At 47.5% G+C, this 25,800-nt stretch carries 28 protein-coding genes; 18 read left to right on the forward strand and 10 right to left on the reverse strand.

Annotated features, from left to right (window positions below; translation table 11 throughout):
- Window positions 1-45: 45 nt before the first annotated feature.
- Together ADS79_RS02090 and ADS79_RS02095 are read right to left on the reverse strand one after the other, a co-directional pair.
- The gene (locus ADS79_RS02090; RefSeq protein ID WP_049736747.1) at window positions 46-663 is read right to left on the reverse strand and encodes a hypothetical protein; all 618 of its coding nucleotides are present in this window, start codon (window positions 661-663) and stop codon (window positions 46-48) included.
- Window positions 664-713: 50 nt separating this feature from the next.
- Window positions 714-1,427, reverse strand: a complete 714-nt coding sequence (locus ADS79_RS02095; protein WP_049736748.1) for a hypothetical protein — start codon at window positions 1,425-1,427, stop codon at window positions 714-716.
- Between the two features lie 116 nt (window positions 1,428-1,543).
- Between ADS79_RS02095 and ADS79_RS02100 the strand changes: the two genes are divergently transcribed.
- A complete protein-coding gene (locus ADS79_RS02100) occupies window positions 1,544-2,416 on the forward strand; it encodes an AraC family transcriptional regulator (protein WP_049736749.1) in 873 nt (290 codons plus the stop codon).
- A 90-nt stretch (window positions 2,417-2,506) separates the two neighbouring features.
- Window positions 2,507-3,013 (forward strand): GNAT family N-acetyltransferase, encoded by a 507-nt coding sequence (locus ADS79_RS02105; RefSeq protein ID WP_236699855.1) that lies wholly within the window; start codon window positions 2,507-2,509, stop codon window positions 3,011-3,013.
- Between the two features lie 66 nt (window positions 3,014-3,079).
- On the opposite strand, the gene ADS79_RS02110 is transcribed toward ADS79_RS02105, so the two are convergent.
- The 4 genes from ADS79_RS02110 to ADS79_RS02120 all read right to left on the reverse strand — a co-directional run bounded on the left by ADS79_RS02110 (window position 3,080) and on the right by ADS79_RS02120 (window position 6,510).
- Window positions 3,080-3,487 carry an MDR/zinc-dependent alcohol dehydrogenase-like family protein gene (locus tag ADS79_RS02110; RefSeq protein ID WP_049736750.1) on the reverse strand — a complete coding sequence of 136 codons (408 nt, stop codon included), beginning with the start codon at window positions 3,485-3,487 and terminating at the stop codon, window positions 3,080-3,082.
- Between the two features lie 12 nt (window positions 3,488-3,499).
- A complete protein-coding gene (locus tag ADS79_RS02115) occupies window positions 3,500-4,858 on the reverse strand; it encodes a TrkH family potassium uptake protein (RefSeq protein WP_049736751.1) in 1,359 nt (452 codons plus the stop codon).
- A 176-nt stretch (window positions 4,859-5,034) separates the two neighbouring features.
- Window positions 5,035-5,439 carry a CHRD domain-containing protein gene (locus ADS79_RS34065; RefSeq protein ID WP_084765560.1) on the reverse strand — a complete coding sequence of 135 codons (405 nt, stop codon included), beginning with the start codon at window positions 5,437-5,439 and terminating at the stop codon, window positions 5,035-5,037.
- A gap of 240 nt (window positions 5,440-5,679) precedes the next feature.
- Complete coding sequence (locus ADS79_RS02120) at window positions 5,680-6,510, reverse strand: undecaprenyl-diphosphate phosphatase (protein ID WP_049736752.1); 831 nt, start codon at window positions 6,508-6,510, stop codon at window positions 5,680-5,682.
- Between the two features lie 217 nt (window positions 6,511-6,727).
- On the opposite strand from ADS79_RS02120, the gene ADS79_RS02125 reads away from it, so the two are divergent.
- The 3 genes from ADS79_RS02125 (at window position 6,728) to ADS79_RS02135 (ending at window position 8,760) form a co-directional block, all read left to right on the forward strand.
- On the forward strand, window positions 6,728-7,054 hold the full coding sequence (locus tag ADS79_RS02125) for a DUF1904 family protein (RefSeq protein WP_049736753.1): 327 nt from the start codon (window positions 6,728-6,730) through the stop codon (window positions 7,052-7,054).
- A gap of 169 nt (window positions 7,055-7,223) precedes the next feature.
- Window positions 7,224-7,796 carry an RNA polymerase sigma factor gene (locus tag ADS79_RS02130; RefSeq protein ID WP_049736754.1) on the forward strand — a complete coding sequence of 191 codons (573 nt, stop codon included), beginning with the start codon at window positions 7,224-7,226 and terminating at the stop codon, window positions 7,794-7,796.
- Window positions 7,774-8,760 (forward strand): hypothetical protein, encoded by a 987-nt coding sequence (locus tag ADS79_RS02135; RefSeq protein ID WP_049736755.1) that lies wholly within the window; start codon window positions 7,774-7,776, stop codon window positions 8,758-8,760. The genes ADS79_RS02130 and ADS79_RS02135 overlap by 23 nt, the downstream gene beginning before the upstream one ends.
- 92 nt (window positions 8,761-8,852) lie before the next feature.
- Here the strand turns inward: ADS79_RS02135 and thrC are convergent, their stop codons facing one another.
- From thrC to ADS79_RS02150, 3 genes are all read right to left on the reverse strand, one after another.
- On the reverse strand, window positions 8,853-10,118 hold the full coding sequence (thrC, locus tag ADS79_RS02140; protein WP_049736989.1) for a threonine synthase: 1,266 nt from the start codon (window positions 10,116-10,118) through the stop codon (window positions 8,853-8,855).
- Window positions 10,119-10,491: 373 nt separating this feature from the next.
- Window positions 10,492-11,178 (reverse strand): 23S rRNA pseudouridine(2604) synthase RluF, encoded by a 687-nt coding sequence (gene rluF, locus ADS79_RS02145; protein WP_049736756.1) that lies wholly within the window; start codon window positions 11,176-11,178, stop codon window positions 10,492-10,494.
- A 12-nt stretch (window positions 11,179-11,190) separates the two neighbouring features.
- Window positions 11,191-11,838, reverse strand: a complete 648-nt coding sequence (locus ADS79_RS02150; RefSeq protein WP_236699856.1) for an MOSC domain-containing protein — start codon at window positions 11,836-11,838, stop codon at window positions 11,191-11,193.
- A gap of 142 nt (window positions 11,839-11,980) precedes the next feature.
- Here ADS79_RS02150 and ADS79_RS02155 point away from each other — a divergent pair, with 142 nt between their 5' ends.
- From ADS79_RS02155 to ADS79_RS02200, 10 genes are all read left to right on the forward strand, one after another.
- Window positions 11,981-13,429, forward strand: coding sequence for a nicotinate phosphoribosyltransferase (locus ADS79_RS02155; protein ID WP_049736757.1), 1,449 nt, complete (start codon window positions 11,981-11,983; stop codon window positions 13,427-13,429).
- 132 nt (window positions 13,430-13,561) lie between these two features.
- The gene (locus tag ADS79_RS02160) at window positions 13,562-13,861 is read left to right on the forward strand and encodes a hypothetical protein (RefSeq protein ID WP_049736758.1); all 300 of its coding nucleotides are present in this window, start codon (window positions 13,562-13,564) and stop codon (window positions 13,859-13,861) included.
- A gap of 257 nt (window positions 13,862-14,118) precedes the next feature.
- Complete coding sequence (metA, locus tag ADS79_RS02165; protein WP_049736759.1) at window positions 14,119-15,036, forward strand: homoserine O-acetyltransferase MetA; 918 nt, start codon at window positions 14,119-14,121, stop codon at window positions 15,034-15,036.
- Window positions 15,037-15,207: 171 nt separating this feature from the next.
- The gene (locus ADS79_RS02170; protein WP_049736760.1) at window positions 15,208-16,386 is read left to right on the forward strand and encodes an ROK family transcriptional regulator; all 1,179 of its coding nucleotides are present in this window, start codon (window positions 15,208-15,210) and stop codon (window positions 16,384-16,386) included.
- A 24-nt stretch (window positions 16,387-16,410) separates the two neighbouring features.
- On the forward strand, window positions 16,411-17,295 hold the full coding sequence (locus ADS79_RS02175; RefSeq protein WP_049736761.1) for a LysR family transcriptional regulator: 885 nt from the start codon (window positions 16,411-16,413) through the stop codon (window positions 17,293-17,295).
- Window positions 17,296-17,393: 98 nt separating this feature from the next.
- On the forward strand, window positions 17,394-17,789 hold the full coding sequence (locus ADS79_RS02180; RefSeq protein WP_049736991.1) for a CidA/LrgA family protein: 396 nt from the start codon (window positions 17,394-17,396) through the stop codon (window positions 17,787-17,789).
- Window positions 17,767-18,468 (forward strand): LrgB family protein, encoded by a 702-nt coding sequence (locus ADS79_RS02185; RefSeq protein ID WP_049736762.1) that lies wholly within the window; start codon window positions 17,767-17,769, stop codon window positions 18,466-18,468. The genes ADS79_RS02180 and ADS79_RS02185 overlap by 23 nt, the downstream gene beginning before the upstream one ends.
- Before the next feature lie 170 nt (window positions 18,469-18,638).
- Window positions 18,639-19,079 (forward strand): GNAT family acetyltransferase, encoded by a 441-nt coding sequence (locus ADS79_RS02190; RefSeq protein WP_049736763.1) that lies wholly within the window; start codon window positions 18,639-18,641, stop codon window positions 19,077-19,079.
- Between the two features lie 51 nt (window positions 19,080-19,130).
- A complete protein-coding gene (locus tag ADS79_RS02195; RefSeq protein ID WP_049736764.1) occupies window positions 19,131-20,042 on the forward strand; it encodes a DMT family transporter in 912 nt (303 codons plus the stop codon).
- Window positions 20,043-20,169: 127 nt separating this feature from the next.
- Window positions 20,170-21,000 (forward strand): protein-glutamine gamma-glutamyltransferase, encoded by an 831-nt coding sequence (locus tag ADS79_RS02200; RefSeq protein ID WP_049736765.1) that lies wholly within the window; start codon window positions 20,170-20,172, stop codon window positions 20,998-21,000.
- An 82-nt stretch (window positions 21,001-21,082) separates the two neighbouring features.
- Here ADS79_RS02200 and solA read toward each other — a convergent pair whose 3' ends face one another.
- A complete protein-coding gene (gene solA / locus ADS79_RS02205; protein WP_049736766.1) occupies window positions 21,083-22,216 on the reverse strand; it encodes an N-methyl-L-tryptophan oxidase in 1,134 nt (377 codons plus the stop codon).
- A 205-nt stretch (window positions 22,217-22,421) separates the two neighbouring features.
- Between solA and ADS79_RS02210 the strand changes: the two genes are divergently transcribed.
- The 3 genes from ADS79_RS02210 to ADS79_RS02220 all read left to right on the forward strand — a co-directional run bounded on the left by ADS79_RS02210 (window position 22,422) and on the right by ADS79_RS02220 (window position 25,693).
- A complete protein-coding gene (locus ADS79_RS02210) occupies window positions 22,422-24,149 on the forward strand; it encodes a methyl-accepting chemotaxis protein (RefSeq protein WP_049736767.1) in 1,728 nt (575 codons plus the stop codon).
- Window positions 24,150-24,240: 91 nt separating this feature from the next.
- Window positions 24,241-24,843 carry a flavin reductase family protein gene (locus tag ADS79_RS02215; protein WP_049736768.1) on the forward strand — a complete coding sequence of 201 codons (603 nt, stop codon included), beginning with the start codon at window positions 24,241-24,243 and terminating at the stop codon, window positions 24,841-24,843.
- A 121-nt stretch (window positions 24,844-24,964) separates the two neighbouring features.
- Window positions 24,965-25,693, forward strand: coding sequence for a ZIP family metal transporter (locus ADS79_RS02220; RefSeq protein ID WP_049736769.1), 729 nt, complete (start codon window positions 24,965-24,967; stop codon window positions 25,691-25,693).
- Window positions 25,694-25,800: the final 107 nt, after the last annotated feature.

Raw genomic sequence — 25,800 nt, forward strand, 5'->3', positions numbered from 1 at the left:
AGTTCCGATTCATGGAATTGTCGGCTTTTTGATGAAATTCATAAACTAACAACCAAGCTCAGCTAGCATGCGATTCCATTGCTGAAATGGAAAGTGACTGTTGTTAGCGTTTCGTAAGGAATAGGCGTCATTTCCTTCGAACCCCCATCCAGTAGGCTCTTGATAGCTCCATTTTCGATCACAGTCATTCCAAAAATTCTCATGATCCTGTTTACTTTTTTCAAACCAGGCATGCAGTTCGTCTTCGGTAAACAGACCTGATGTTTTTCGCATTTCCAATTCCCATGCTGAAATCGTTTGGAGCTCTGCAAAACTCTCAATGCCTACAAATCTTCTTAGAAGCAGGGCAGGAACCCATTTTTCCACGTTATGCACGGCAGCTATTTTATCCACGATTGCTTGAAATTCAGTAAATCTCAAAACAAATGGATGGAAATGTGCTTCATCATCCCATGCGATTTCTAGCTCATTTTCAGTTTTATATTGATAAGCGAGCGAAATGTAGGCTAAATCTTCACCTGGATCAAGCAGTAGAGTATCGTTCTCAGTCAAATGAAAGCGAATGGGGTTATCTTCAAGAATTTCATAGGAGAATTCATCATGAAGATTCCAAAAGTACCGATCCCAAAACTTTTTGGAGGAAAAGAGCTTCTTTTGTATCAAAACAATCACATCCTTTTACGATGCTTTGTTAGTCGAACGGTACCCACTCCCTACGAACGTCCTGCCAGCTCTTTCGCCAAAGCAACCATCTGCTTCTGAACATTCTCATCAGGCTTGTTGCCGTTGATATGATAGCCAATGTGATAAAGGATACCGTCTTCATAAAAATCGATTTCATTGGCGACGGTCGTTACCAGATGAGAGACACGATTTTCTTCGTTATAGTCGTAGTAGCTGTACGTATAGGAGCTGTTTGTCTGGACGATATGATGAATCATAGGCACGTCCTCGCGTAGTTGCTCGACTTTGGCAATATTGCCGAATGTATCTAACGACTCCAAAGACGGAGCAAGCGGTGGCAGTGGGTTTTCTTCCGTTTGCGTCATGCGGATCACGAAAAAGTTATTGTCATCCTGGTCCTGTTTGTACAACAATTGCAATTGATGGTGTGGTTCTTGATCAGAGCCATAGTCAAAAGCAACCAGATTTGCTGCTTCCCTGTCTACAGCAAAGGGGAGCTTGCTCTTGTCAATCGTGTGAAAGCGCTCCGCCAATGTTTCCGGCAATAGCGGCTTGATATCCTGAAAAGCCATGGGACGATAATGAACCACTTCCTTTACTTCGCGAGAAAGCTGATGATATTCACTTTGGGCAAAGCCAGATCCACTGGTTTTTACAAGCGCTGGCGCCGAGGAGCAGCCCCAGAGCGATATGACAATCCCGATCGCTAGCAGCATCGGGAATGCGGTTTTATGTAATTTCACTGTTATTTCCCCTCCTAATCTAGGACATTTTCCCATTGTATAGCACGAATGATCAAAAAAACAATCTCAATCTACTACATAATGAAGAAAAATAGTTTCAGGAAAAGGAAGCGATCATGGACCATTACATGCGGATTCAAGCGGCGATTGACTATGTGGAGGAGCATTTGACCGAAGAATTGCCAATCACGGACATTGCAGCACAGGCACATTTTTCTGCTTTTCATTTTCAGCGCTTGTTTCAAGCGATCTGCGGATTTGGTGTACAGGAATACGTTCGCAAGCGCAGACTGTCAGAAGCCGCCGTCTTATTACAAGACTCAAGCAAGAACATACTCGAGATCGCGGTCCTGTATCAATATCAATCCCAGGAGGCTTTTACACGCGCTTTTGAAAAGCGTTTTGGCATGACGCCGGGAAAATTTCGCAAGTCGGATGTACCGCTTGTCTACCAGCCCAAAATGGACTTTTTGACGTTTCGCCTGAAGGACAAGGGAGAGATGAAGATGAACAAACCGACGATCATGATGCTAGACGAAATTCTGATCATGGGTCGCTCATTTCGGACGAGCTTGCAGGACGAAATCTATTTTGAGGAAATACCGGAATTTTATCATGAGTTTGGCCGCAATCATGATTTTATGCGAATTCCAGATAAAGCAGCTCCAGACATGTCATACGGAATATCCTGCAATTTTGACGATGACGGGAGCTTTTCCTTTGTCGTTGGCGAAGCTGTAAATAAGATCACTGATCAAGTCCCGGAAGGCTTCGTGACGATGACACTGCCAGCAGGCAAATATGCAGAATTCAAAGTGCACGGGTCAGCAGATCAAAGTCAAAATATACGCCGGTACATTTATGGTACGTGGCTGCCGAGCTCCAATTATGAGCGGAGAGAAGGACCAGATTTTGAAGTCACGGATGTGTGCAATTCCAGGTACCCTGAGCAAATGAAAATGAACATCTACATCCCGCTGAAATCATAATTTTACAATCCGTTCATATGCCATCCATCTTCTCTTTAAACCTGTTTGCTAAAGTAAGGGAGTAGGGAATTTGAATTTGGAGGCGAAAATATGATGGACGTGCAAATTGAACGTGCCAAGCGAGATGACTTTGCCGAAATGATAACGCTTGCGGATATGACGCTTCCGGATCGAATGAACCTGCATGAGTTGAAAAAGTATATGGAGCTGTTTCCCGAATTGATATTCAAGGCGACGTGTAACAATCTGCTCATCGGGTTCAGCTGCGCCGGGATTGATATGTACCAATCCACAGGATGGCTGTTATTCAGCAACGTACGCAAAGAGTTTCAGGGCCAAGGCATCGGCAAGCGATTTATCGAGGCAAGACTGCAAGCACTGCGCCAGTTTCCGACCCTTCGCACGATTCGGGTCACAGTGAGTGAAACGAACATGCCGTCCATTCGCGCCTTGGAGGCGTTCGGATTCCGTCTCGCACAGGCGGAACAAGACTACTACGGACCAGGAAAGCATCGGAACGTAATGGAATTGCCTATCCTGAGTGTGGCGACTACTGTTAGCCCTCAGATTGACGTTTCTGTCGAGCCCGTTTTGTAGACAAATATCAAAAGAAATGAAACGAACAAGCTATTGGCTCCTTCACGGGGAGACATTAGCTTTTTTTTACGATTCAAAGTATGGAAGGACAAGAACCTTGCCCGGCGGGAGGGCATCCATAAAGCGGTAAGCATCGGCGGCTTCGCGTAGCGGAAAGCGACCTGAAATTCTTGGCTGGATGTCGTATTTCTGAGCTAGTTCCAAGGCTTGCGAGATGATTTCTCTGATTTCCCCAGCTCCCTTTATACCACCAGGACCGTATTTCGTCACAAAAACGGAGCCAGCCAGCATCAGTTGCCTAAGATCAATCGTAGGCAGCTCCCCTACCCGCTTTTTGCAAAAGTATACGGAAGAGGAGCTGCGCCTCATGATTTGTGTGCTGAGTGATTCCTTGACTGCATCCTGGATCAACCCGGATGGGGAGCAGCGATGATCGACACAAAAAATCCTGTGCAGACGCGATGTCAGTTGCACAGGATTTTTCCATTATTGTCCAATAATAACCCGTTCCTTCGGATGACGGTAGCGCATCATCCGATCCTTGCGTTTCAAGAAGAGCAGCAGATTGATGATTCCGATCCGCCCAATGACCATAGTTACAATCAGAATAACTTTGCCCGCCGCGCTCAGATTGGAGGTAATCCCCGTTGATAAGCCCGTAGTACCAAACGCAGAGCAAACCTCGAACAGGATGTGCTGGAAGGGCAAATCCTCCAGCCAGACGAGTAGAATCACCGCGGTAAACACCATGATGATTGCGATAAAAAATACGACAAATGAGCGCATGATGTCATCTTCCACTAATTCGCGACCAAATACCTTTACATTTTTAAAGCCGCGCATGTTGGCAAATACGGTGGCAACGAGAACGAAGAAGGTAGTCGTCCGGATACCACCTCCGACGCTGCTGGGAGACGCACCGATAAACATCATGGCTGAAAGCATGAGCAGCGATGGCGTAGAGAGTAGGCTGATATCCATTGTCGCCAGTCCACCGCTTCGCGAAGAGACAGAATGGAACAAGGAAAAAAATAAAGTTTCGACCCACGTTTTACCGGCAAACGATTTGCTGTGTTCAAACAAAAACAACAGAACAGCTCCGATGATAATCAGGGAGAAGAAGGTCAGAGTCGTAATTTTCGTAAACAAGGAAAAGGTAAAGCGCATCTTTGCCCGTTTATACGACAAGTACGTGCGCAGCTCCACAAGTACCGGAAAACCGATGGCCCCGCAAATGATCAAGAGCATGACGAGCGACTGAAACACGTAGTCATGGGTAAAGTCCATCATAGAGTTGCCATACAGGTCGAATCCGGCATTCGTAAAGGAGCTGACGGCTGCAAAATACCCGTGATAATAAGCGGAATACCAGTCTGTATAATACCCTGCAAGCATGAAGTGAGTTCCCAATAGAATCGTCCCTACCAGCTCAATCATGATGGCGATCACAAGAATATTGCGCATCAAATCAACAAGACCCGACAGCGTAGGACGATTGTGATCCGTAGCAATCCACATGCGATGCTCCAGCCCAATTTTTTGTCCCATCAGGAGCCAGAAAAAGGTTCCCAGCGTCATAATACCGATCCCGCCCACCTGGAAGAGCAGGGTCAAAAAAAGAATGCCCCACTCGTTGAACACTTCATGGATGGTAATGACAGTCAGTCCTGTTACGCTGATGGCACTCGCAGCGGTAAACAAGGAGTCGATGAACGTGAGATGTGCACCCGGGTTATGAAAAAATGGCAATAGCAATAGAAACGATGAGCTCAGAATGAGTCCCACGTAAAAAAAGACAATGATTTGGACAGAAGTCAAACGGCGTTTCTGGTTGGACGATAACAAAATAAATAGCCTCCTGAGTAAACTTCATAAAGGTTATCATACCAAAAAAAGTTAGCTAGCAAAATGCAGAGTCGTAATTCCATGAGAAAATCTGATGACGATATCCACTCCAAAGGAGACAAAAAAATAACCTTGGGTGGCCTTATGACCAATTTCCAAGGTTATCAGGTATTCCATTACTGTCTGCGGGAATCTGTACACCTGATTTGTCCACGTATTTCACCATTCGGATGTTGCGTCGTATGTGCGTCTACGTAAGTCATTCCGTCATTCATCAATCGCAGCAATTCGGCGAAAGTTCTCCCCTGAAGCGGACCAACCAGATCATTTTGCGTTATGGCTCCTGTTACTACCCCGCGATTCACACTAATTCCGCGCGAGATTGGTCCGAACAAGGTTACCACGACAAGACCATTCGCACCTTTGGCTCCCATAAGAATATGGGCTTGGGTAAGTTTTCGCAATTGGTTGACGACCAGACGATATTCCAGAAGCTGACCATCCTCACTTAATCGAAAGTGGATATTTCCTGTTGCATTTGTGGTTACTGGAGGCGCCTCCTCAGAACCTCGCAGTAAAATCGCTTTGCCATCGTAACACCTCCCTCGTTACTACATTCTTATTGGCGAGGGTCTTCGATGGCTTGTATGATTGTCCACGCTGGCCATCCAAGTAGGAGAGAAATAGGTAGAACAAACAGAAAGGTCACATCCATTTTTATGAGAAACGTCAAGACGTTTTTCACAGAAAAGACTGCCCCAGGAAACAAGAAGGGCAGTCTTTGGCGAAGCCATGTGATAGTAGGAACGCCGGCATATCTCTTACATCATGAAGAAGTAAATGATAGCTGCCAGTGCGATCCGATACAGAGCAAACGGAACCAGCTTGATTTTGTTAATCAGCTTCAGGAAAAAGCGAATCGACAAGAGGGCAAAGACGAATGCGCTGATAAAGCCGACGATAAAGAAGGGCAAGGACTCGATGGTGATGTACTGCCAGTGCTTCAATAAGGACAGGAAGCTGGCACCCGCCATGACAGGAACCGCCATGATAAACGTAAAGTCTGAAGCAGCTCTGTGGCTCAAGCCTAGCAATACCCCACCTGAGATGGTTGAGCCAGAACGGGAGAAGCCAGGCCATAAGGCGATACATTGAAATAATCCAATAACAAGTGCTTGCTTGTACGAAATTTGGTCAACGGTGGACACTTTGGGGCGTCCAGGCCGGAACCAGTCTGCTGCGATCATGAGCAGGGCACCAGCAACAAGCCCAATCAGCACCGTATTGATGGAAAAGAGATACTCATCAATGTAGTTGTTAAACAGCAGTCCTAATACAGCAGCAGGCACAAGACCGACAATTACCTGAGTCAGGCGCAGCTTGTGTCCGGGACCATTGCCATCTGGTGAAAGCTTTTTAAGTCCCAGCAAACTGAGGAAGCGGTCCTTAAAAACGATCACAGCGGCCAAAATCGATCCAAGCTGAATCACTACCTTGAAGGTATTGGCGAATTCTTTCGTAAACATTTCTTTTGAGTGCAACCACATATCATCGACGATAATCATGTGCCCGGTAGAAGAGACAGGAGCGAATTCTGTAAGTCCTTCAACTAAACCTAGCACGAATGCAACGAAAATTTCCCAAAGGTTCATGCGTACTCACCTTTCCAAATAACGTGCTATAATGGCCATTTACATAGAGTTTGTTCCTCATTCACTTTAATACAAAAAGCGGGAAATAGTAAGCACTTCATGGAAGATTTACATCTTTGTAACCAGTTTGTAATCAGCGATTTTGACCTATCCAGAATACCCGCATGAAAGGTATGATGGTAGCAACCGAAATTTTTCCCAAAAAGGAGATAAGATTATGCCACATCTCATCGTTCGAGGTATTCAAGCCGAGCAAATGGCAGCCATCAGCGAGCCGCTTGCTGTAGAATTGGCAGCGCTTTGCGGCTGCGGTACCGATAACTTTACAATCGAATGCTTGCAGACAACAGGTGTTTTTGCAGGGAAGGTTGTGGAGTCTTTTCCATTTATCGAGGTAGCCTGGTTTGAGCGGGGGCAGGAGGTTCGTGACCAGTTTGCCCAGATTGTGACCAAGTATGTTCTATCCCTCGGCATTCCTGAGGTGGAAATGGCGTTCGTAGCCTATCAAAAAGAAAGCTATTATGCCAATGGAGAACATTTCTAAAGGGAGATGACAGCCGCTGTCGATTTCCCGGGAAAAGATAAATGAGATTCGACAAGGGCTTTCCCTCCGTCTTTTTCGAGATGGAGTGGAAAAGTCCTCTTTTTATTTTGGAAAAAAGTGTCACATTGAGTGAGGGTGGATTGTTATTCATAGTGAGAGGGGGAACATCGTGAATAAGAGAGAAATCGAGCAGCTGCTGGACGAAATCAAAGCAGGCGCTATGGAACAATACGAAGTCATTATTGACCACTATCAGCAACCGATCTTTACATACTGCTATCACATGCTCGGTCATCGCCAGGATGCTGAGGACGCTGTTCAAGAAGTGTTGTTCCGTGCTTATGAGCGTCTTGACCAATATTCATACTCCCTGTCATTTTCCGCCTGGATTTATCGGATTGCTTTCAATCACTGTGCCAACGTTTTGAAGCGCAGGAAATTAAGCCGCTTTCTCCCCTTTTTGTTCAATCGTGATGAGGATGGTCGTAATTACGTAGAAGAGCAGATTGACCGCAATTATTTGGGAGAACCGTTTGACCGGATATGGAAGAGGCTGACTGCAGAGGAACGCACGCTGATGATATTGCGTGTGCTGGAGGAAAAGGAATACGAGGAGATCGCTGCCTTGCTGGACAAGAAGCCTGCGGCATTGCGGAAGCAATTTGAACGAGCCTTGAAAAAGTGCAAACGCTATTTGCCAGCGATGGGAGGGATGGCTAATGATGGATCAAAATCCGTTTAAGCCAATACAAGAGATGCTCATAGCAAAGCCAGTCCCGAAAGTCGATGTGAAAGAAAAAGTCATGGTAGCAATCATGGCTAAAAAAATGGAGGGGAAAAAAATCATGAAAAAGAAAATCGGATTGCTACTCATTGCAAGCATGTTGGTTGGCGCTTCATCAGTCTGGGCTGGGATGAAAATGATTGAATTAAAGAATGAAAAGGGCGAAGTGGTACTAACGATGTCCCAGTATACGGATGAGGAGCAGCAAAAAGTCGTCCAGGAGCTGCCACAGGAAGATCAGACGAGACTGGCTGAAGAAGAAAAGGAGCTTGAGCGCAAAAGTGAAATCATGACAAACATTATGAATGATCTGAAGCCAGGAACGACTGCAGCGGTCTACTGGGTGCCCAAAAACGAAGAGGAAGACAAAAATATCGTCTGGTCCAAGCATGCTCCGAATATTACGGTCGTTTCCAATCCGGTTACCTATACCTCGTGGAAAGATATGCAGCCGGTTGTAGGGAAGATGTTTACCCTCCCAACTGAGCTGGGTGGAACCTTCAAGTTCAATGAAGGAGATGTGCTCTACGAGGATAGCGATAAGTACGATGCAGAAGCGATGAAGGCGGAAGCAAAAAGAGACAAAAAGGAATACGTTGTAAAGGAAATCCCGTCCAGCGACAAGTTCGATTACGCTACCGTCTCCTATCGTTCTGAAAAAGGTGGCATCAGAGCGGAAGTAAGAATGGCCGAAGAGGGCAATGCGCATACAGGAACAAATGCGCAAGTGATGGAAAAAGTCATGGTGGGCAACAATGAAGCGGTGCTGACCACACATAAGTCTGGAAACGGCGATGCTTTCAATTGGGTGATCTGGATCAAAAACGGTACGAAGCTGGAATACTCTTTGCGTGCATCGGAGAAGGTCGTTTCTAAAGAGGAGCTGCTTAAGCTGGCGAAACAGCTCAACGAAGTGAAGTAATAAGGAAGAATATGATCAGAAAAGACCAGAACAAAGTGTCTGGTCCTTTTGCTTTTTTCATAAAAATAGATCGGTAAAAGAAAGAACAGTGATCATAGTATGCTTTGGATGCTATCCAGCGTCAATTCTGCTGGTCGGATGGCGTTTTTATAGCTAGTCGTTGACGATTCGCCCAAATGGTACTCATGCAGGGCATCCGTGTCCTTCAGCATATTTCCGGTTAAAATGCACACTGCCGTCTCATCCTTGTCGATCACCTGCTGGGCAATCAGCTTGCGCAACCCGGCGACGGTTGCCGCAGAGGCAGGCTCACAACCAATTCCGCTCTTGTCTACCCAAGCTTTGGCGTCCAAAATCTCCTGGTCAGTCACAGAGCAAGTGACACCGTTTGTTTCCTCCAAAGTACGAAGCGCTTTTTTCCAGCTTGGCGGATTACCGATATTAAGAGCGGAGGCACGGGTATAAGGAGTCGGCTCTGGAACCAGCTCAGTACGTCCCTCTGCTACCATGCGGTGAAACGGACTGGCTCCCTCAGCCTGTACGAGTGCAACCCGAGGCAGCTTGTCGATGAAGCCAAGTTTTTTCAAATCCTGCAAGCCTTTCCCCAAAGCAGTCACATTGCTTAGTGCGCCGCCAGGAATCACGACCCAGTCAGGCAAATTCCAGTTTAGGTATTGAGCAATTTCATAGACGATGCTTTTTTGTCCCTCGATACGGAACGGGTTGATGGAATTGCAAATATAAAGACCGAGCTCTTTGCTGTGCTGCTCATAGAAGCGTATGCCATCATCGTAGGTGCCGTCAAAGCTGATCACATTTGCGCCGTAGGCAAGGGTTTGCAGCACTTTATTTAGAGAAATATTTTTATTTGGTACAAATACGTACGATTCCTGGTTTGCCAAAGAGGCGTACATGGCAAGAGACGAGGAAGTATTCCCGGTAGATGTGCAGGTGAAGCGCTGGTAACCGAGAGAGCGACCATGTGATACTGCTACAGTCATTCCGTTGTCTTTAAACGAGCCGCTCGGATTCTCGCTTTGTGCTTTCAGCAAGACCTTGCGATTGCTGCCGGTATACGACTGAATTTGTTCGGAAGCATAGAGGCCTGTATTGCCCTCGTATTTGGTCGTGATGTACTCGTCTGCAAGCTCAGGGAAAATGAGCTCCTTGTAGCGCCAAACTCCGCTGGCATAAGGCGTCATGCGTTCCGAAAGACGGTCATGAAAGACGCGCTTTAAAAACTCGGCGTCTAGCTGCGCGGTGTCGTGAACGATGTCAAATAAGCCGCCACATGTACACTGATAGTCAAACAAGTCTGCCGATACTTCCTTGTTGCAATCAACACAAACCAGTTTCATTGCCATGAGATCCACCCGAAAAAGAGCATGGGAGAATCTCTCCACCTCTTTTCTCTCTATTTGTTTTTTCGTCAAAGACTCGACGTATGCCATCTATAGTAATGGGAGTTGAGAGGGATGTAAATCAAACTTTGCCATAAATGCGAAATATTCATAAAACATAGAAACGAACCCCCCCTCTCTCGTTTTCTGCCCTCATTCAGTTGGAGGCGGCTAAGGAAGGCGATTTGAAGGCTGCGATCGAAGCCATGGAAACCCATTTGGAAAACAGCAAAAAGATCGAGCTCAGCTGCGTTTGATCTGTGATCATGAAAAAGGTACTCCAGCTGCTCATGACTGTGGAGTACCTTTTGTTCAGTGGGCAATAAACGGTTTAAAAATTCTTTTCCAAATCTCTCAGCTCTTTACTTGTGAGATTGCGCCATTGACCAATTTTCAGATTGCCCAGCGAAATATTCATGATCCGTACGCGTTGGAGCTGCCGTACCTGATAGCCGAACGCCTGACACATGCGTCTGATTTGTCGATTGAGGCCTTGCGTCAAAATGATCGTGAAGACACGGTCGCTAACTTTTGTCACTTTGCATTGCTTGGTGACTGTCCCGAGAATCCGTACGCCATTTGCCATCCCGTGCAAAAAGTTTGCGGTGATCGGCTTGTCCACTGTGACGATGTACTCTTTTTCATGGTTGTTTTCCGCCCGCAAAATCTTGTTCACAATATCCCCGTTATTCGTAAGCAAAATAAGCCCTTGGGAATCCTTGTCCAGGCGTCCAATCGGGAAGATGCGCTCAGGGTGGTTCACGAAGTCAACAATGTTTCCTTTAATATGCAATTCGGTTGTGCACGTAATGCCAACCGGCTTGTTCAAAGCGATGTACACGTCCTTTTTCTTCGTACCAAGTGGCTTCCCGTCTATCCGTACATCGTCTCCGGGCTCCGCTGTGCTGCCCAGCTCCGCTTTCATTCCATTAATCGTGACGCGACCTGCGTCGACGAGCTTGTCCGCTTCCCGGCGTGAACAAATGCCGGTTTCACTAATAAATTTATTGATTCGCATAGCTGGTTCCTTTCATGCTCGCTGCTGTTTTTCCAAAAGCTTTTTGCGCCAAGGCAAGGCGAGCTCTTCTACCGAAAGCATCCGCTCGAGTGTTTTGGGATCTGGTGAATTGTCATGGAAATACAGGTGATGGATCTCGGCGACCGTTATTTGCTGGGGATGAGCTGACAGCTGTGTAATGGTCGAATCGCTGGAAATGGTTCCTTCCTGAAGGACACGGAGAAAATAGCCTGTATAGCCCATTTCGACAACGCCTTTAAGCAACCGATTGTTGTTGTTTCGTTTGTTAATGGTCGCACAGGGATAACGTCCTTGGCTCACTTGGAGAATCGTTTCTCCGATTTGATAAACATCCCCGATGCATACTTGGTCTTCTCGCATATTCAGAACGGTCAAATTTTCTCCAAAAGCCGCCCCAGCTAATGCTTGACCAAATTGCTTTTCCCAATGGGCATAATGTTCATATGGATACACACAGACGACGCGATCAGGTCCACCATGGTATGCTGGGTTTGCTACGTCGTCTTCATCAATTTTCACGGGGCGAACAACCAATGTATCGACTTGTTCTTTCCAGATTCCGGAGACAAATTCTTGTCCGTTAAAAAGACTGCTTTTCGGCAATCCCTTGCTGATGTATGCAATTTTTCTATCCAGCACTTTATTCACTCCCAAGCTGTGAGCTTCATTCCCATTTACTACATACTATAGCATATCCCTTTTATTCCGACACCGCTGATGGGACAGAAACGAATGGTTCTGGTATGATGATGGAAAGGAAGACACAGGAGGCCTATGTGACATGCAATCATCAGGTGTGGTTTTACACACAGATAAATATCAAATCAATATGATGTACGCCCATTGGGTAAACGGGACACACAATCGGAAGGTCGTTTTTGAGGCCTATTTCCGCAAGCTCCCTTTTGGCAATGGGTATGCTGTTTCAGCCGGCTTGGAGCGTATCATTGCGTATATTAACAATCTTCGCTTCGAAGAGAGTGATTTGGAATACTTGCGGCAGCAGGAAGAAAATTATGATCCTGCTTTCCTGGAGGAGCTGCGCACGCTGCGATTTACAGGCTCGCTCTTTTCGGTAAAGGAAGGTACCCTGGTATTCCCGAACGAACCGTTGATTCGTGTAGAGGGGCGTGTCATTGAAGCCCAGCTGGTGGAGACGGCGCTATTGAACTACATGAACTATCAGACGTTGATTGCGACAAAAGCCTCGCGCATTAAAAATGTGGCGGGGAACGATATACTGATGGAATTTGGAACAAGACGTGCACAGGAGGCAGACGCTGCCTTGTGGGGAACACGTGCAGCGTATTTGGCTGGTTTTGACGCGACGTCCAACATGCTCGCAGGAAAAATGTTTGGAATTCCGACCAAGGGCACACATGCACACTCATGGGTACAGAGCTTTGAGAGCGAGGAAGAGGCGTTCGAACGCTTTGCCGAGGCGTTGCCAGGTCAGGTAACGCTGCTGGTAGACACATACGATACGCTGAAAAGCGGTGTACCTCATGCGATCTCGGTGGGAAAACGCTTGGAAGAACACGGAATCAAGCTCTCGGCAGTACGCCTGGACAGTGGTGACTTGGCGTATTTGTCCAGCAAAACACGTGAGATGCTGGATCAGGCTGGCATGCACGACGTGAAAATCGTTGCGTCCAATGATCTGGATGAACATACCATCATGAACCTGAAAGTACAGGGAGCGCGTGTAGATAGCTGGGGAGTAGGTACACAGCTGATCACGGCAGCTGACCAGCCGACGCTTGGAGGTGTCTACAAGCTAGTGGCGCGTGAAGGTGAGGATGGTACGTATCAACCAACCATCAAGATTTCTGCCAACCCGGAAAAAGTGACGACACCCGGAATCAAGGATATGTACAGACTGATTGATCCGAAAACGGGCAAAGCCATTGCGGACTATCTCTGCTTCCCAGAGGAACAGCAGGTGATAGAAGGCTCACCTGTTCACTTGGTTAATCCCAGCCATCCGTATTTGAACAAGCAGTTGGAAGCCTACAAGGCTGAATCCCTGTTGATTCCTGTGTTTGTAGACGGGGAGCAAGTTTATGAGCTGCCTACGCTGGAGCAAATCCGCGACTACCACAAAGAACAACTGAAGCTGTTCTGGCCGGAATATTTGCGTATGCTCAATCCCGAGCACTATCGCTTGTATATTAGCGAGGATTTGTGGGAGACCAAAGCGCAATTGATGAAAGCGTATATGAAGAAGTAAGGCATGAAGTTTGACCCGGTGCGTCTGCGAGATGCATCGGGTTTTGTAATTTTTTTCACTTACATATATTGTTAAAAGTGGTAATCTGGTTGTGGGGGATGGGTTCAGCAAGTGGCCGGAAGGAGAGATAACATGCGAAAGATGAAGCTATGGGAGTACATCGTCATAGCAATTACAGTCCTGATCGTCCTAATGGGGAATACTGTTCCGAGCGATGAAGAATATCACAAATGGCTGGAAGCCCAATATAAGATCAAAAAAAATTGCGATTCAATTAGATGTATCAATTACTCTTCAGAAGGAATTACGACAACACCCTTTTTCATGATAGCAGAAACCAATACTTCTAAACGTTCGAAACGATCAATAAAAGTGCTGGGAGTTTATAAAACGTTTTTTGTCTTGGAAAATAATTTGAATGGTGAATCATGATCGAAAACTTCATAAAAAACATTTCCAACCAAGAAAAAGACATGCTGCTTCTCGCAAAATAAGAGTATAATAGGTTGAAAATTAAGAGGCAGAATATTGAAACAGATCGGTGCTGAATAGCCAACTTTTTGAAATAGATTTACTGGTATTTTATCAATCAAATGAAATTCCTAGCAGGAAGGTAAGAATTTTTGTCGAATTTGTCCGATTATTGTTTTTCTGCCTGTCTTGCAAAGGATGGAAAGGGGGATACACACATGCCAATTAAACTGCCAGACGAGTTGCCAGCAACGGAAATATTAGCCCAGGAGAACATCTTTGTTATGAAGGATAGCAGAGCCTTCACACAGGATATCCGGCCGATGCGCATCGTCATACTCAACCTCATGCCCGTAAAAGAAACGACGGAAACACAGCTGCTTCGCCTTCTGGGGAATACGCCCCTGCAGGTAGAGATCGTGCTGTTGCATATGTCTAGCCACACGTCCAAGAATACGTCAGAAGAGCACTTATCCATGTTTTATAAGACGTTTGACGAAATCAAGGATCAACGGTTCGACGGCATGATTATCACAGGAGCACCTGTGGAGCAGCTTGATTTTACCGAGGTCAATTACTGGCCTGAGCTTAAGGAAATACTCGATTGGAAAATGGAGAATGTGACCTCAACGCTGCATATTTGTTGGGGAGCGCAGGCTGCTCTCTACCATCATTACGGGGTTCCTAAGCATCCATTACCAGAGAAGATGTTCGGAATCTTCCCACACACCTTGAACAAGCAAAATGTAAAACTGCTGCGTGGATTCGACAACTACTTCTGTATCCCGCATTCTCGTCATACGGAAAATCGCCGGGAGGACATCGAGATGGTGCCGGAGCTGGAGATTTTGTCCGAATCTGAGGAGGCAGGCGTTTATCTTGTAGCTACGCGGGATGGTAGCCAAATTTTTGTGACGGGACATTCGGAATATGATCCGACGACGTTGCAGGATGAGTATCAACGGGACGTGAACAAGGGCTTGGATATCGCCGTTCCAAGGAATTACTATCCTAAGGACGATCCTTCCCGTCAGCCAATCGTCACATGGCGTGCCCATGCTAATCTGATGTTTTCCAACTGGCTGAACTATTACGTTTACCAGGAGACACCGTACGATTTGAACCACAAAAAATGACGTCAAGTTGGCAACCATCCGAGCTGATCGGGTGGTTTTTTCTTTAAAAAAGCTTTGGAAGCATCCAAGCTGGTATGGTTACCGTTGACGAAAAGGGAGCTGACAGGTAGTGTGAGGATAAAATAGAGAGTGACCGTACGTAGAAAGATAAATGTAAGAGGGGTTATTTGCATGAAAAAAATTGTGAAGCATGATCAGGATGTCATCAAGCAGCACAACAAGCTGATGATTCTCGACATTATTAAAAAGCAGCGGCCAATTTCCCGCGCTGAAATTACAAAAATAACAGGTATGAGTGCGACTTCCATCGGCAGGTTTGTCAGCGAGCTATGTGAGGAAGGCGTCATTCGCGAGACGGAGCTTACCTCTTCAGGTGTGGGCAGAAAAGCGATTATGCTGGATATCGAGCCAGGTGCGATCTATACGATCGGAGTGGATATTGAGAAAAAGCGGATCAATTTTGGCATTATGGATTTTAGCGAAACGGTAATTGTGTACCATCGGATCGATTATCAGTCGCAAAAGGCAAATCCGGAGGAAACGGCTGAGCTGATATGCCGGGAGATTCGCGGGCTGATTGATAGAGAAGGAATTCCGTACGAGAAAGTGATTGGTGTCGGCGTTGGAGTGCCAGGCGTCATTGATTATGAAAACGGGATCGTCCAGCTTTCTACCACCTTCGGCTGGAAGGGCGTTGCGTTTGCTGACCTGATCGAAAGAGAGCTGCGGATCAAAACCGTAATCGACAACGATCTGAAAGTAAAGATTCTCTCGGAGTATTTGTACGGCTCTGCCAAAGGCTCGAACAAGACCGCTCTGATCGGGATCGGTACGGGAATCGGTTCCGCCCTGATCATCAATGGAGAGGTGTTCCGGGGTGGCTCCAACAGTGCTGGAGAGCTGGGACATACTACACTCGATCCAAACGGCAATCTGTGCGAGTGTGGAAAGCGTGGTTGTCTGCAAACATACGTAGATGAAAACTCACTGATTTTGGAAGCGCGTCGTGTGGCGGATATTTCCGATGTGCGACAAGTGTTCGCAGCCGCCCGCAACAATGAGCGCTGGGCAAAAGAAATCGTCTCTCGTACGGCACTCTACATCGGTATCACGATTAATAACATCGTCTGCATGTATAACCCGGATACAGTTATTCTGAGTGGTGAGTTGGTGGAAAATTACCGCGAGATCGTTGATTTGGTGGAGCAGCATAGCGAGCAAGTCATCTGGGAGCCTTTTAAGGGCAAGTTCAAGGTCATTCCTTCCGAGCTGAGGGGAGATGCGATTGTGATGGGAGCAGGGGCTTTGGCGATGCAGCATTTTGCTCCATTGGCAGGAAGCTGGGCGTAAGAATAAGCAACGGAGGAAATCACCATGGACATCCGGCAACTGCATTATTTCGTAGAAGTGGCAAGGCAAAAGAGCTTTACCAAGGCCGCGCAAGCCTTGCACGTTTCACAGCCATCGATCAGCAAAATGCTCAAGGCACTGGAAGAGGAGCTGGGTGTGATTCTGCTGGATCGGACGGAACGGAAAATGGAGCTGACGGACGCAGGCGAGCTGGTATACGACCATGCGACAAAAGTGCTGCAGCTGATGGATAGCATGTCATCGTCGATTGCCGAGATGAGAAATGTGCAGCGTGGACGTGTCAAAATGGGGATGATGCCTACTGTCGGCTCCTTTTTGCTGCCAAATGCTATTGCTTTGTTTAAAAAGCAGTATCCGGGTATTGAAATTGAAATGAAGGAATACAGTGCCAAACCACTGGAATACCAGGTCGAGCAAGGGAAAATTGATGTAGGGCTGACGGTTCTTCCAGTCGATACGAGCAAATTTACTGCCGTTCCGCTTGTCTCAGAGGATCTGGTTGCCATCGTTTATCAAGAGCACTGGCTTGCGAGCAAAGACGAGGTCAGATTAGACGCACTAAAGGAAGAAGCGTTTATTTTGTTTACGGAGGAGTACGCGATTCACGATGTGGTCAAGCAAGCCTGCATGCGCTCCGGATTTGAGCCACGTGTGGCATACATGAGCTCCTTGTGGGATTTTGTTGGGGAGATGGTGGCGACCCAGCAAGGGATATCGCTTGTCCCACGCTCGATTGTTCGCCGATTGAACAACAGTAATCTGCATACAGTCAACATCTCTTCCCCTGTCATCGACTGGCAGTACGCCTTGATCTATCGCAAAGAAGGGTATCTGTCCCATGCCGTGCGAGCCTTTATTGCGTTTATCGATAAGCAGCTTTCTCCATAACCAAATGGAATAGACTTTATGATGATTATGTATTTTACGAATGAAAACGAGACCGATTAGAATGAAGGTACCAACTAGAAGGAACCGGAGTGGTCTCGATGAAAAAATGGTTGTCTGCTCTTTTGCAGATTGGATTGTTGCTTGGGTTTACCTGGCTGGGAAAAGGCGTAGCCTATGGTTTGCACCTCCCGATCCCCGGCAGCTTGATAGGTCTACTATTGCTGTTTTTATGCTTGCATTTGGGCTGGGTCCGCTTGCAGTGGGTAGAGGCGGGAGCAACGCTTCTATTTTCCCAGATGATCTTATTTTTCGTACCGTCGCTTGTTGGCATCATGCAGTATCCATGGTTGTTCGGGATCAAGGGCTTGCTGGTTCTCATCGTCGTCGTGAGCGGTTCTGCGCTTGTGATGGTTTCGACAGGCGCTGTTGCTGAGCGTGTGTTCAATTCCAAGCGTGGCGAGGTGAAGCAGCGTGATCCTGTTGAAAATATGTAGCCTCCTGTTGACCATTGTCTTTTTCTATGCGGCCAAAAGGCTGAACAAAAAGAAGCCAGGAATGCTTTTTTCGCCAGCGCTTGTGGCACCTGCAGGATTGATTCTACTACTGCTTCTCACAGATATCCCTTATCAGGCGTACAGCGAGGGAACCTCCATGCTGAGCGAAATGATGGGAGTTGTCACCGTAGCTTTCGCCGTGCCATTGTACCGAAATTGGTCGGTTTTGATGAACCACCGGCGTATGATTATTTATAGCCTCGCGACAGGCTCCTTGATCGCCATTGTCGCTGGCGTGTCCACCACCATGCTTCTTGGCTTGGGAAAAGAAGCAGCGATCAGCGTCATTCCGCGCTCGATTACACTTCCCGTCGCGGTTAGCGTGTCTGAGGCGATCGGGGGTATGCCAACCATGACAGCCGTGTTCGGCATGCTTACCAGCTTTGCTGGTGTTTTTTTGGCCCCAACCATTATCAAACGCTTGAGATTGCGCCACTCCGTTTCAATCGGCTTAATGTACGGAATGGGTGCACATGCCTTGGGGATGGTCAAATCCTTTGAAAGAGGCGAGCTGGAGGGCAGCAGTTCAACACTCGCTGTCATCGCAGGCGCCATCATCACCGTGATATGGGCGTTTACCTTAATGCCGGTCATAACGACGTGGCTTGCGGCTGTTTAAAAAGCGTTGCAGATTTGCAAAGGGGCTTCTAGAAATACTAGAAGGCCTCTTTTTGTTTGAATGAGAGAATGGACGGAGAAGAATCTGCATAAGGCTCAGTTTTTTCATACTTGCAAATGAATAAATATACATTAATATAAATAAAAATACCAAATCGGAGTGGGAAACTTATGCAAATCCATTCATTCGCCTTGCATCAATACGAGGAAGTAGTTGATCTCTGGCAGCGAGCAGGTCTGCAATTGTCGCGCTCTGATACTGTGGAGGGACTCCAGCAAAAGCTGGAGCGCGACCCGGATCTGTTCTTGGTAGCCAAGTCTGAATCCGGTAAAATAGTGGGTGTTGTCATGGGCAGCTACGATGGCAGGCGCGGCTGGGTGAACCATTTGGCAGTCGATCCAGACTATCAGGGACAAGACCTGGGAAGTCGCCTGATGCAAGAGCTGGAGACCAGGCTGTCTACACTCGGCTGCGAAAAAATCAACCTGCTGATCGAACCGTCCAATAGCCGTGTACAAGCGTTTTACGGGCGGTTGGGCTTTACAGCGGATGAGCTTATTTTTATGGAAAAATGGATTGAGCCCGCCAAATCTGCAAAGAAAGGTGTATGATAGAGGACGGACTAGCATGACGTTCATACTTACATCTTGGCAGGAGGCATCATGAAACCGCTCTATATGGTTCTATTGTTGTGTACGAGCTTCCTCTGGGGAGGAAACTTTGTTGTCGGTAAATTTCTTGTTGGACACGCATCATCCTTGACACTTACCAATTTGCGCTGGCTCATCGCGATTGTCTGTTTGGTGCCGATGGTCTGGTTTTACGAAAAAAAGCTGCTGCCTACCCGTCAGGCGCTCATTCCCCTGATTTTGATGGGGGTAACGGGTGTGGCCTTGTTCAATCTCTTCATGTTTTGGGCATTGGAGCGAACCGATGCAACGAATGTAGGGCTATTGTCCACTCTCAATCCCGTTTCGATTGCGATCTTTTCCTTTTTGCTCATCGGAGAAAAAATTCGACCCCTGCAAATACTCGCCATGCTCATATCCTTTTCGGGTGTGCTCGTAGTCCTCAGCAAAGGTGATTTCGGCCACCTGGCGCAGCTGCACTTTAATACGGGAGATTTGTGGATGCTCGCAGCAGTTGCGATGTGGGGCATTTACTCTGTATGCGGGCGCTGGGCGATGAAGACAGTTTCTCCCTTAATGTCTACCTTGTACTCGGGCATTTTTGGCGTTGCTGTCATGCTGCCTTTTAATGTGACGACCTTTACGATAAGCAACACAAACTGGTCTTTTTGGCTGGCTCTGTTTTACGTAGGTGTACTGGCGACGGTTGTCAGTATGGTCTTGTGGAACATTGGTGTGCAAAAAGTAGGGGCTACCTCAGCGGGAATGTTTCTGAATTTCAATCCTGTCTTTACAGCCATTCTTGCTTTTCTCTTGCTTGGTGAGCGCATGAGTCTGCTTCAACTGCTTGGCAGCGTCATCGTCATCATTGGCTGCTACTTGTTCTCTCGTTTGAAATCTGTTTCCTTAAAGAAAAGGCCTGTGGTGAACCACGTCGAAGGCTAAGGCATACAGAGTCCTCCGCTAGTAATTTGAGCGGGGGATTTTTTTAAAATGGTTTTCTTCACACATGGACATGGGCTCATGCATACACATAACATGGATGGCGTGCGTAAAGGAGGTTACCCATCCGATGATTTTGATAGCCGGAAGACAGGTTGACCCTTTTGCCTTGACGGCGGGCTGGGGATTGAACGCCGTGCAGCGTGAAACCGTGCGAATCATGGCAGGCAGTCAGGAGGTTTTCGAATACCCGTCTGCCGAGTTGCTGCAATTTGAATTGAAGATGAGGGACCATCTGGTACGATCAGCACTTGCTTTGAATGCGAGTGGAATGGCTTTTTCCACGTTTGAGAATTCCAGGTGCAACGAGCGCTATTGGATTCGGACAGAGCTGGGCGGGTTTCGATTAAGGCCAGGAGTCCCGCCTTCACAGGGGATCATCAATATTTTTCAAGAGGGCAGGAAATACGCGACCGAGTGTGCCACTGCGATGGTCATTATTTTATACCATGCTGTTCTTCAATCGATTCGTTTACCTGATTTTGAACGAATGTTTGCAGATATTCTTCTTTATGACTGGCGATACGACCAGGACCTTGATTTGCAGACAGTTCGAACCAATACATTTTTGCCTGGGGACATTCTGTATTTCGCCAATCCGGATTACGATCCCGACTCGCCCCAGTGGCAAGGAGAGAATGTAGTCGATCTCGGCAGAGGGCTGTACTACGGACACGGTGCAGGAATACGCACAGCTGATTCGCTCATCAATTTTTTAAATGAAGAACGTAGAATGGGCGCGATGCGCTCCGCCTACCTGGTACATCAGGCGACGCGTCCTGGCTTTGCCTATTTATTCAATTACAATAACGGTCAGCCGGGTGTTGGTATCTCGCAGCAGTCGCTGAACCCTGGAGAACCCATTACGGTACAAATCGGGTCTCGATCATGGGAATGGTGAAGATCAATTATCAATAAAAAGCCTCTGGCCATCTGGCGAGAGGCTTGCGTCATGTCCGCGCATGAACTGTCGCTGCGCTTTTTTACGCAAATCGGGAGAGCGAAAACATCGAAAGATCAAGGGTAGAGGCGCCATCTATAAGCCATTGACTGGCGGCTTCTCCTATTCCACTGGCAAACTTGAATCCATGACCGGAAAATCCGGCAGCAATCATGATCTGAGAGTGGGCAGGGTGACGGTCAATGACGAAATGCTCGTCAGGTGTCATCGTGTAGATGCAAACTCTGCCAGCGCAAAGCGGGCCAGCTGCTTGTGGCATATACGTCTCGAGGAAGGAACGGACATCTCCCTCATCCGACAAATAAGTGCCAAAGGTCCGCTCCAGGCGGTCGGGATCAATCAACTGACCACCGTCATGTCGGCCGATTTTTACCCCAGTCTGGTCAAAGCTTGGAAAACCATAATACGATGAGTCTCCCAAATTAAAAATAAACGCCGGAAAGCGGTCAGAGCTGTAGCGCTCCTCATCAGCACCGAACCAGGCCACTGTTTTACGTGTAGGTGCCAGTGGAATGGACAGGCCGAGAGAGGCGAGCAGGGAAGGATTCCATGCGCCAGCAGATAGCAGCACCTTTTGGGCGCGATAGTGTTCATCTGCTGTTTGGACGATGACGCCTTCCCCATCCAGTTCTATGGAAGTTACTCTTGTATCCGTAAGCAAGGTTGCTCCAGTGGAGATGGCCAAATCGCGATAGGCGGCTACGCATTTTTCCGAATAAAGAACGCCAGAGGTCGGTTCGAAACAAGCGTAAAAATTTTCAGGTAATTTTATGCCGCTCCAGCGAGCATGTACTTCTGTGGCACTGAGCACTTCAAGTGGCAACGAGTACCGCTCTGCACTTTCCCTTACTTCTTGTAAAAACGGCTGATCCTTGGGGCCAGCTGTCAAAACCCCTGTCTGGGCAAAAAGCTCGACCCCGGAGGCATCCTCGAGCTGACGCCACAATTCCTGTGAACGCAAAGCGAGCGGGACATACTGCTTACCCTCGCCGTACGCATGTCGGATGATGCGGGTGTCTCCGTGATGGCTTCCCATTGTGTGCGGCGGGTTATGGGAATCAATTAAAAGAGTGCGGACTCCTTGCTTGGCTGTATAGTAGCCGGCTGCCATCCCCATCGAGCCTGCTCCGACAATAATGACGTCAAAATGCTGCATAACCAATCCTCCCCGTTAACTCGGATGTGGTCGATTGTACACGTTCTTCTATGAGTTTCTACTATTATCTTACAGGTACTTGCAAAAATCGAGATGCCTTTTCACAAATCTGAAAACATGGAAAATAAAAACATGTTTATACCAGAAAACGCCGGGGAAAAGGTGAGTACACGGTTTGCTAAGTGTAGAAAAACGGGGGATTTCTATGAAATGGACGATTGGTAAAAAGCTGGGCAGTGCGTTTGCTCTTATTTTGATTTTCATGGTTTTGATGGGAACGACGAGTATGTACAAAATGCATACGATGAACCAAAAAGTAGATGAGCTCACGACAGTTTGGCGCCCCGGTCTCGAAGAAATTCTGCAAATCAATACGGCACTGGAAAGTATCTTTGGCTATGGGCAAAAAATGCTCGTCGCCGTCAGCGCGGAAGAAAAACAAAAATTAGCAAGCCAGATTGATGAGCGCTTTGCATATATTGGTAAAAGGCTGTCCGATTACGAAGCAACGATCGTAGATGAGGAAGACCGGAAAAATTTCGAAGGACTTGTGAAAGGAATGGAGAGCTACCAAAACTTTATTCCCGAGTTTGTGGCATTCGCAAAAAAGCTTGATATCAAGCGGCAAGCGGCACCAGAAGAGTTGGCTGAGCTCGAGCGGCTTCAACAAAAATCCTCGGATCTGTTTACGGAGCGCTGGAGATACGTCGATGCAATCATTACATACAACAGCGAGCATGCGGAGCGAACTGGAGTAGAAAGCGCCAGCTTGTATGAAACAGGCAAGCTGACGAACATCACCCTAGGAATCCTTTCTATGATCACATGCCTCTTGCTTGCATTTTGGCTGACGATTAACATCCGTCAACCGATTCAAAGACTAGTTGTCAACATGAAGGAAGTGTCCGAAGGGAATTTGCGCGTTGATCCGATTGTCGTGAAAAGTCGTGATGAAATCCATGACTTAGCCCATTCGTTTAACGAGATGACGAGCAGCCTGCAAAATCTGATTCGCCAGGTAGGAACGACATCAGAGCAGGTTGCCGCATCAGCTGAACAGCTGAATGCAAGTGCTGAACAGACAAGTCAGGCGACAGAGCAGATTGCTGTAACTGTGCAAGAGGTTGCCACTGCTACAGATCGTCAGCAGGATAGCGTGGAGCGTGGAACGAAATCGATTGACGATATCTCGCATGGCATATCGCATATCGCAATCAAGTCCCAGCAGGCTTCAACTCTGGCTGTACAGGTAGCGAACATAGCGGGAGAAGGAAATCAAGCCATTCAGGCGGCTGTCCTGCAAATGAACGCCATTCATGATTCCATACGTGAATTGTCTGGTGTAGTAGAGGGATTGGGGAATCACTCTCAGGCGATCGGCCAAATTATCGAGGTGATTACCGGAATTGCCAATCAGACAAATCTGTTGGCGCTAAATGCGGCGATTGAAGCGGCTAGAGCAGGAGAACATGGCAGAGGCTTTGCGGTGGTTGCAGATGAAGTGCGGAAGCTCGCAGAGCAATCCTCTCGTTCAGCCGAGCAAATCAGTCAATTAATCAATACGATCCAAAGCGATACAAAGCATGCGATGAACTCGATGGAGGCAGGTACGCGTGAGGTTCAGCAAGGGATTCTGGTCGTTCATGAGGCAGGAGAAACATTTGGACAAATTCAGATGTCTATCGGCACTGTATCCGATCAGGTTCACGACGTATCTGCGGCGGCACAGGAAGCAGCGGCTCACTCTGAGCAGGTAGTAGATGCGATCAGGCAAGTGTCCGAGGTGTCGGCAGTCACAGCGGATGGCACGCAGAACGTTTCTGCAGCTACAGAAGAGCAGCTCGCTGCGATGGAGGAAATCTCGTCCTCAGCAACCGCCTTGTCCAAGATGGCTGAAGAATTGCAAAATATGATTGGACGCTTCAAAGTATAAGAAATAGCATTCATACTTCGACCGGCATGGAAACAACCCTCGGCTAGAATGGTTCATGAAAGCTTTATTCTAGCTAAAGGAGGCTGCGTTTATGACGAGCCATGTTACCATTCACCCCAAAATCCTGTACTACGGAACGCCGGTTGTCTTGCTCTGTACCGAAAACCAAGATGGTACGACCAATATCAGCCCCATTTCTTCATCGTGGGCACTGGGCAACTACGTTATTTTAGGATTGGGTCTCGGATCGCAGGGACTCGAGAATCTGCGGGAGCGTCCCGAATGTGTGTTGAACTTGCCGAACGCTAGCTTGTGGCAGCAGGTAGAGGCACTTGCTCCCTTAACCGGGAGGAACCCTATGCCTGCCTATAAAAAAGAGCTGGGCTTCCGTTATGAGCCAGACAAGTTTACGGCGGCAAAATTGACGCAGGTTCCATCTGAGACGGTTCGTCCAGGTCGAATCGGGGAATGCCCCCTCCAACTGGAAGCGATCGTTCGCAGCATCCGTATTCCTGAATATGCGCAGATGTTCGCGATTGTCGAGACGGAAGTGACACGAGTTCATGCAGACAAACAGATTGTCAGGGGAGAGCATCACATCAATCCGGCAGCATGGAATCCCTTACTCTATAATTTCCGTCATTATTACGGACTGGGAAGCGAGCTGGGCAAGACCTACCGCTCCGAAACTTAAAACGCCAGGCCATGGCGTTTTTTTCGTACAGGTGAACAGCTCCTTCGCTCATTGTTATCACCTTCAAATTTGGCTTGGTGGTAACATCTTAGCAGCGTAATCTAGTTGTGGAGGTAGTCAAATGGAGCAGCTTTTGATGGGGAGCTTCCTGTCCGCCATTGCAACGGGAGCGGGTGCCCTGCCCATCCTTTTTTTCAAAACGGTTACGCATCGCTGGCGTGATATTTTGCTTGCCTTTACAGCAGGTATCATGGTGGCAGCGGCAACCTTCAGCTTGATTCCTCAGGCGATGAATAATGCTCCTTTTCAGATTGTTTGTCTGGGAGTTCTCACTGGTACGGTGACACTGACCCTTCTGGAGAGCATCATTCCGCATATAGACCTGGAGCATACCCGAGTGAATATTTCCATGGATTCGCAGGCCTTATTAATTTTATCCGCCATCACTCTGCACAACATCCCGGAGGGGCTATCCGTCGGAGTCAGCTATTCGAGTGAGCAGCCTAGTCTTGGGGGATTGATTGCTTTTGCGATTGGCCTCCAGAATGTTCCGGAAGGCTTTCTGGTCGCTCTTTTTCTTATCAATCAAAAGGTGAGCAAACACAAGGCTTTCCTATTGGCGACACTGACGGGCTCTGTTGAGATCGTGTCTGCCATCATCGGGTATTCTCTTACGGGAGTTGTTGAAGGGCTGGTGCCATACGGATTGTCTTTTGCGGCGGGGGCCATGCTGTTTATTGTGTATAAAGAGTTAATACCGGAAAGCCATGGGGACGGCCATGCACGTTCAGCTACCTTTTCGTTCATAATAGGACTTTTGGTCATGATCGGGATGATTCAGTGGTTCTGATAAGCTCGTTTTCGAAAAGAGTCAGGTTTTTATGTAACTTTCCCTCACAAAACAAGCCAAAAATACCGAAACCATAAATAGATAGATTTCGATTATGGAAGTAGGGA

The sequence above is a fragment of the Brevibacillus reuszeri genome (assembly GCF_001187725.1).
Taxonomy (GTDB): Bacteria; Bacillota; Bacilli; order Brevibacillales; family Brevibacillaceae; genus Brevibacillus; species Brevibacillus reuszeri.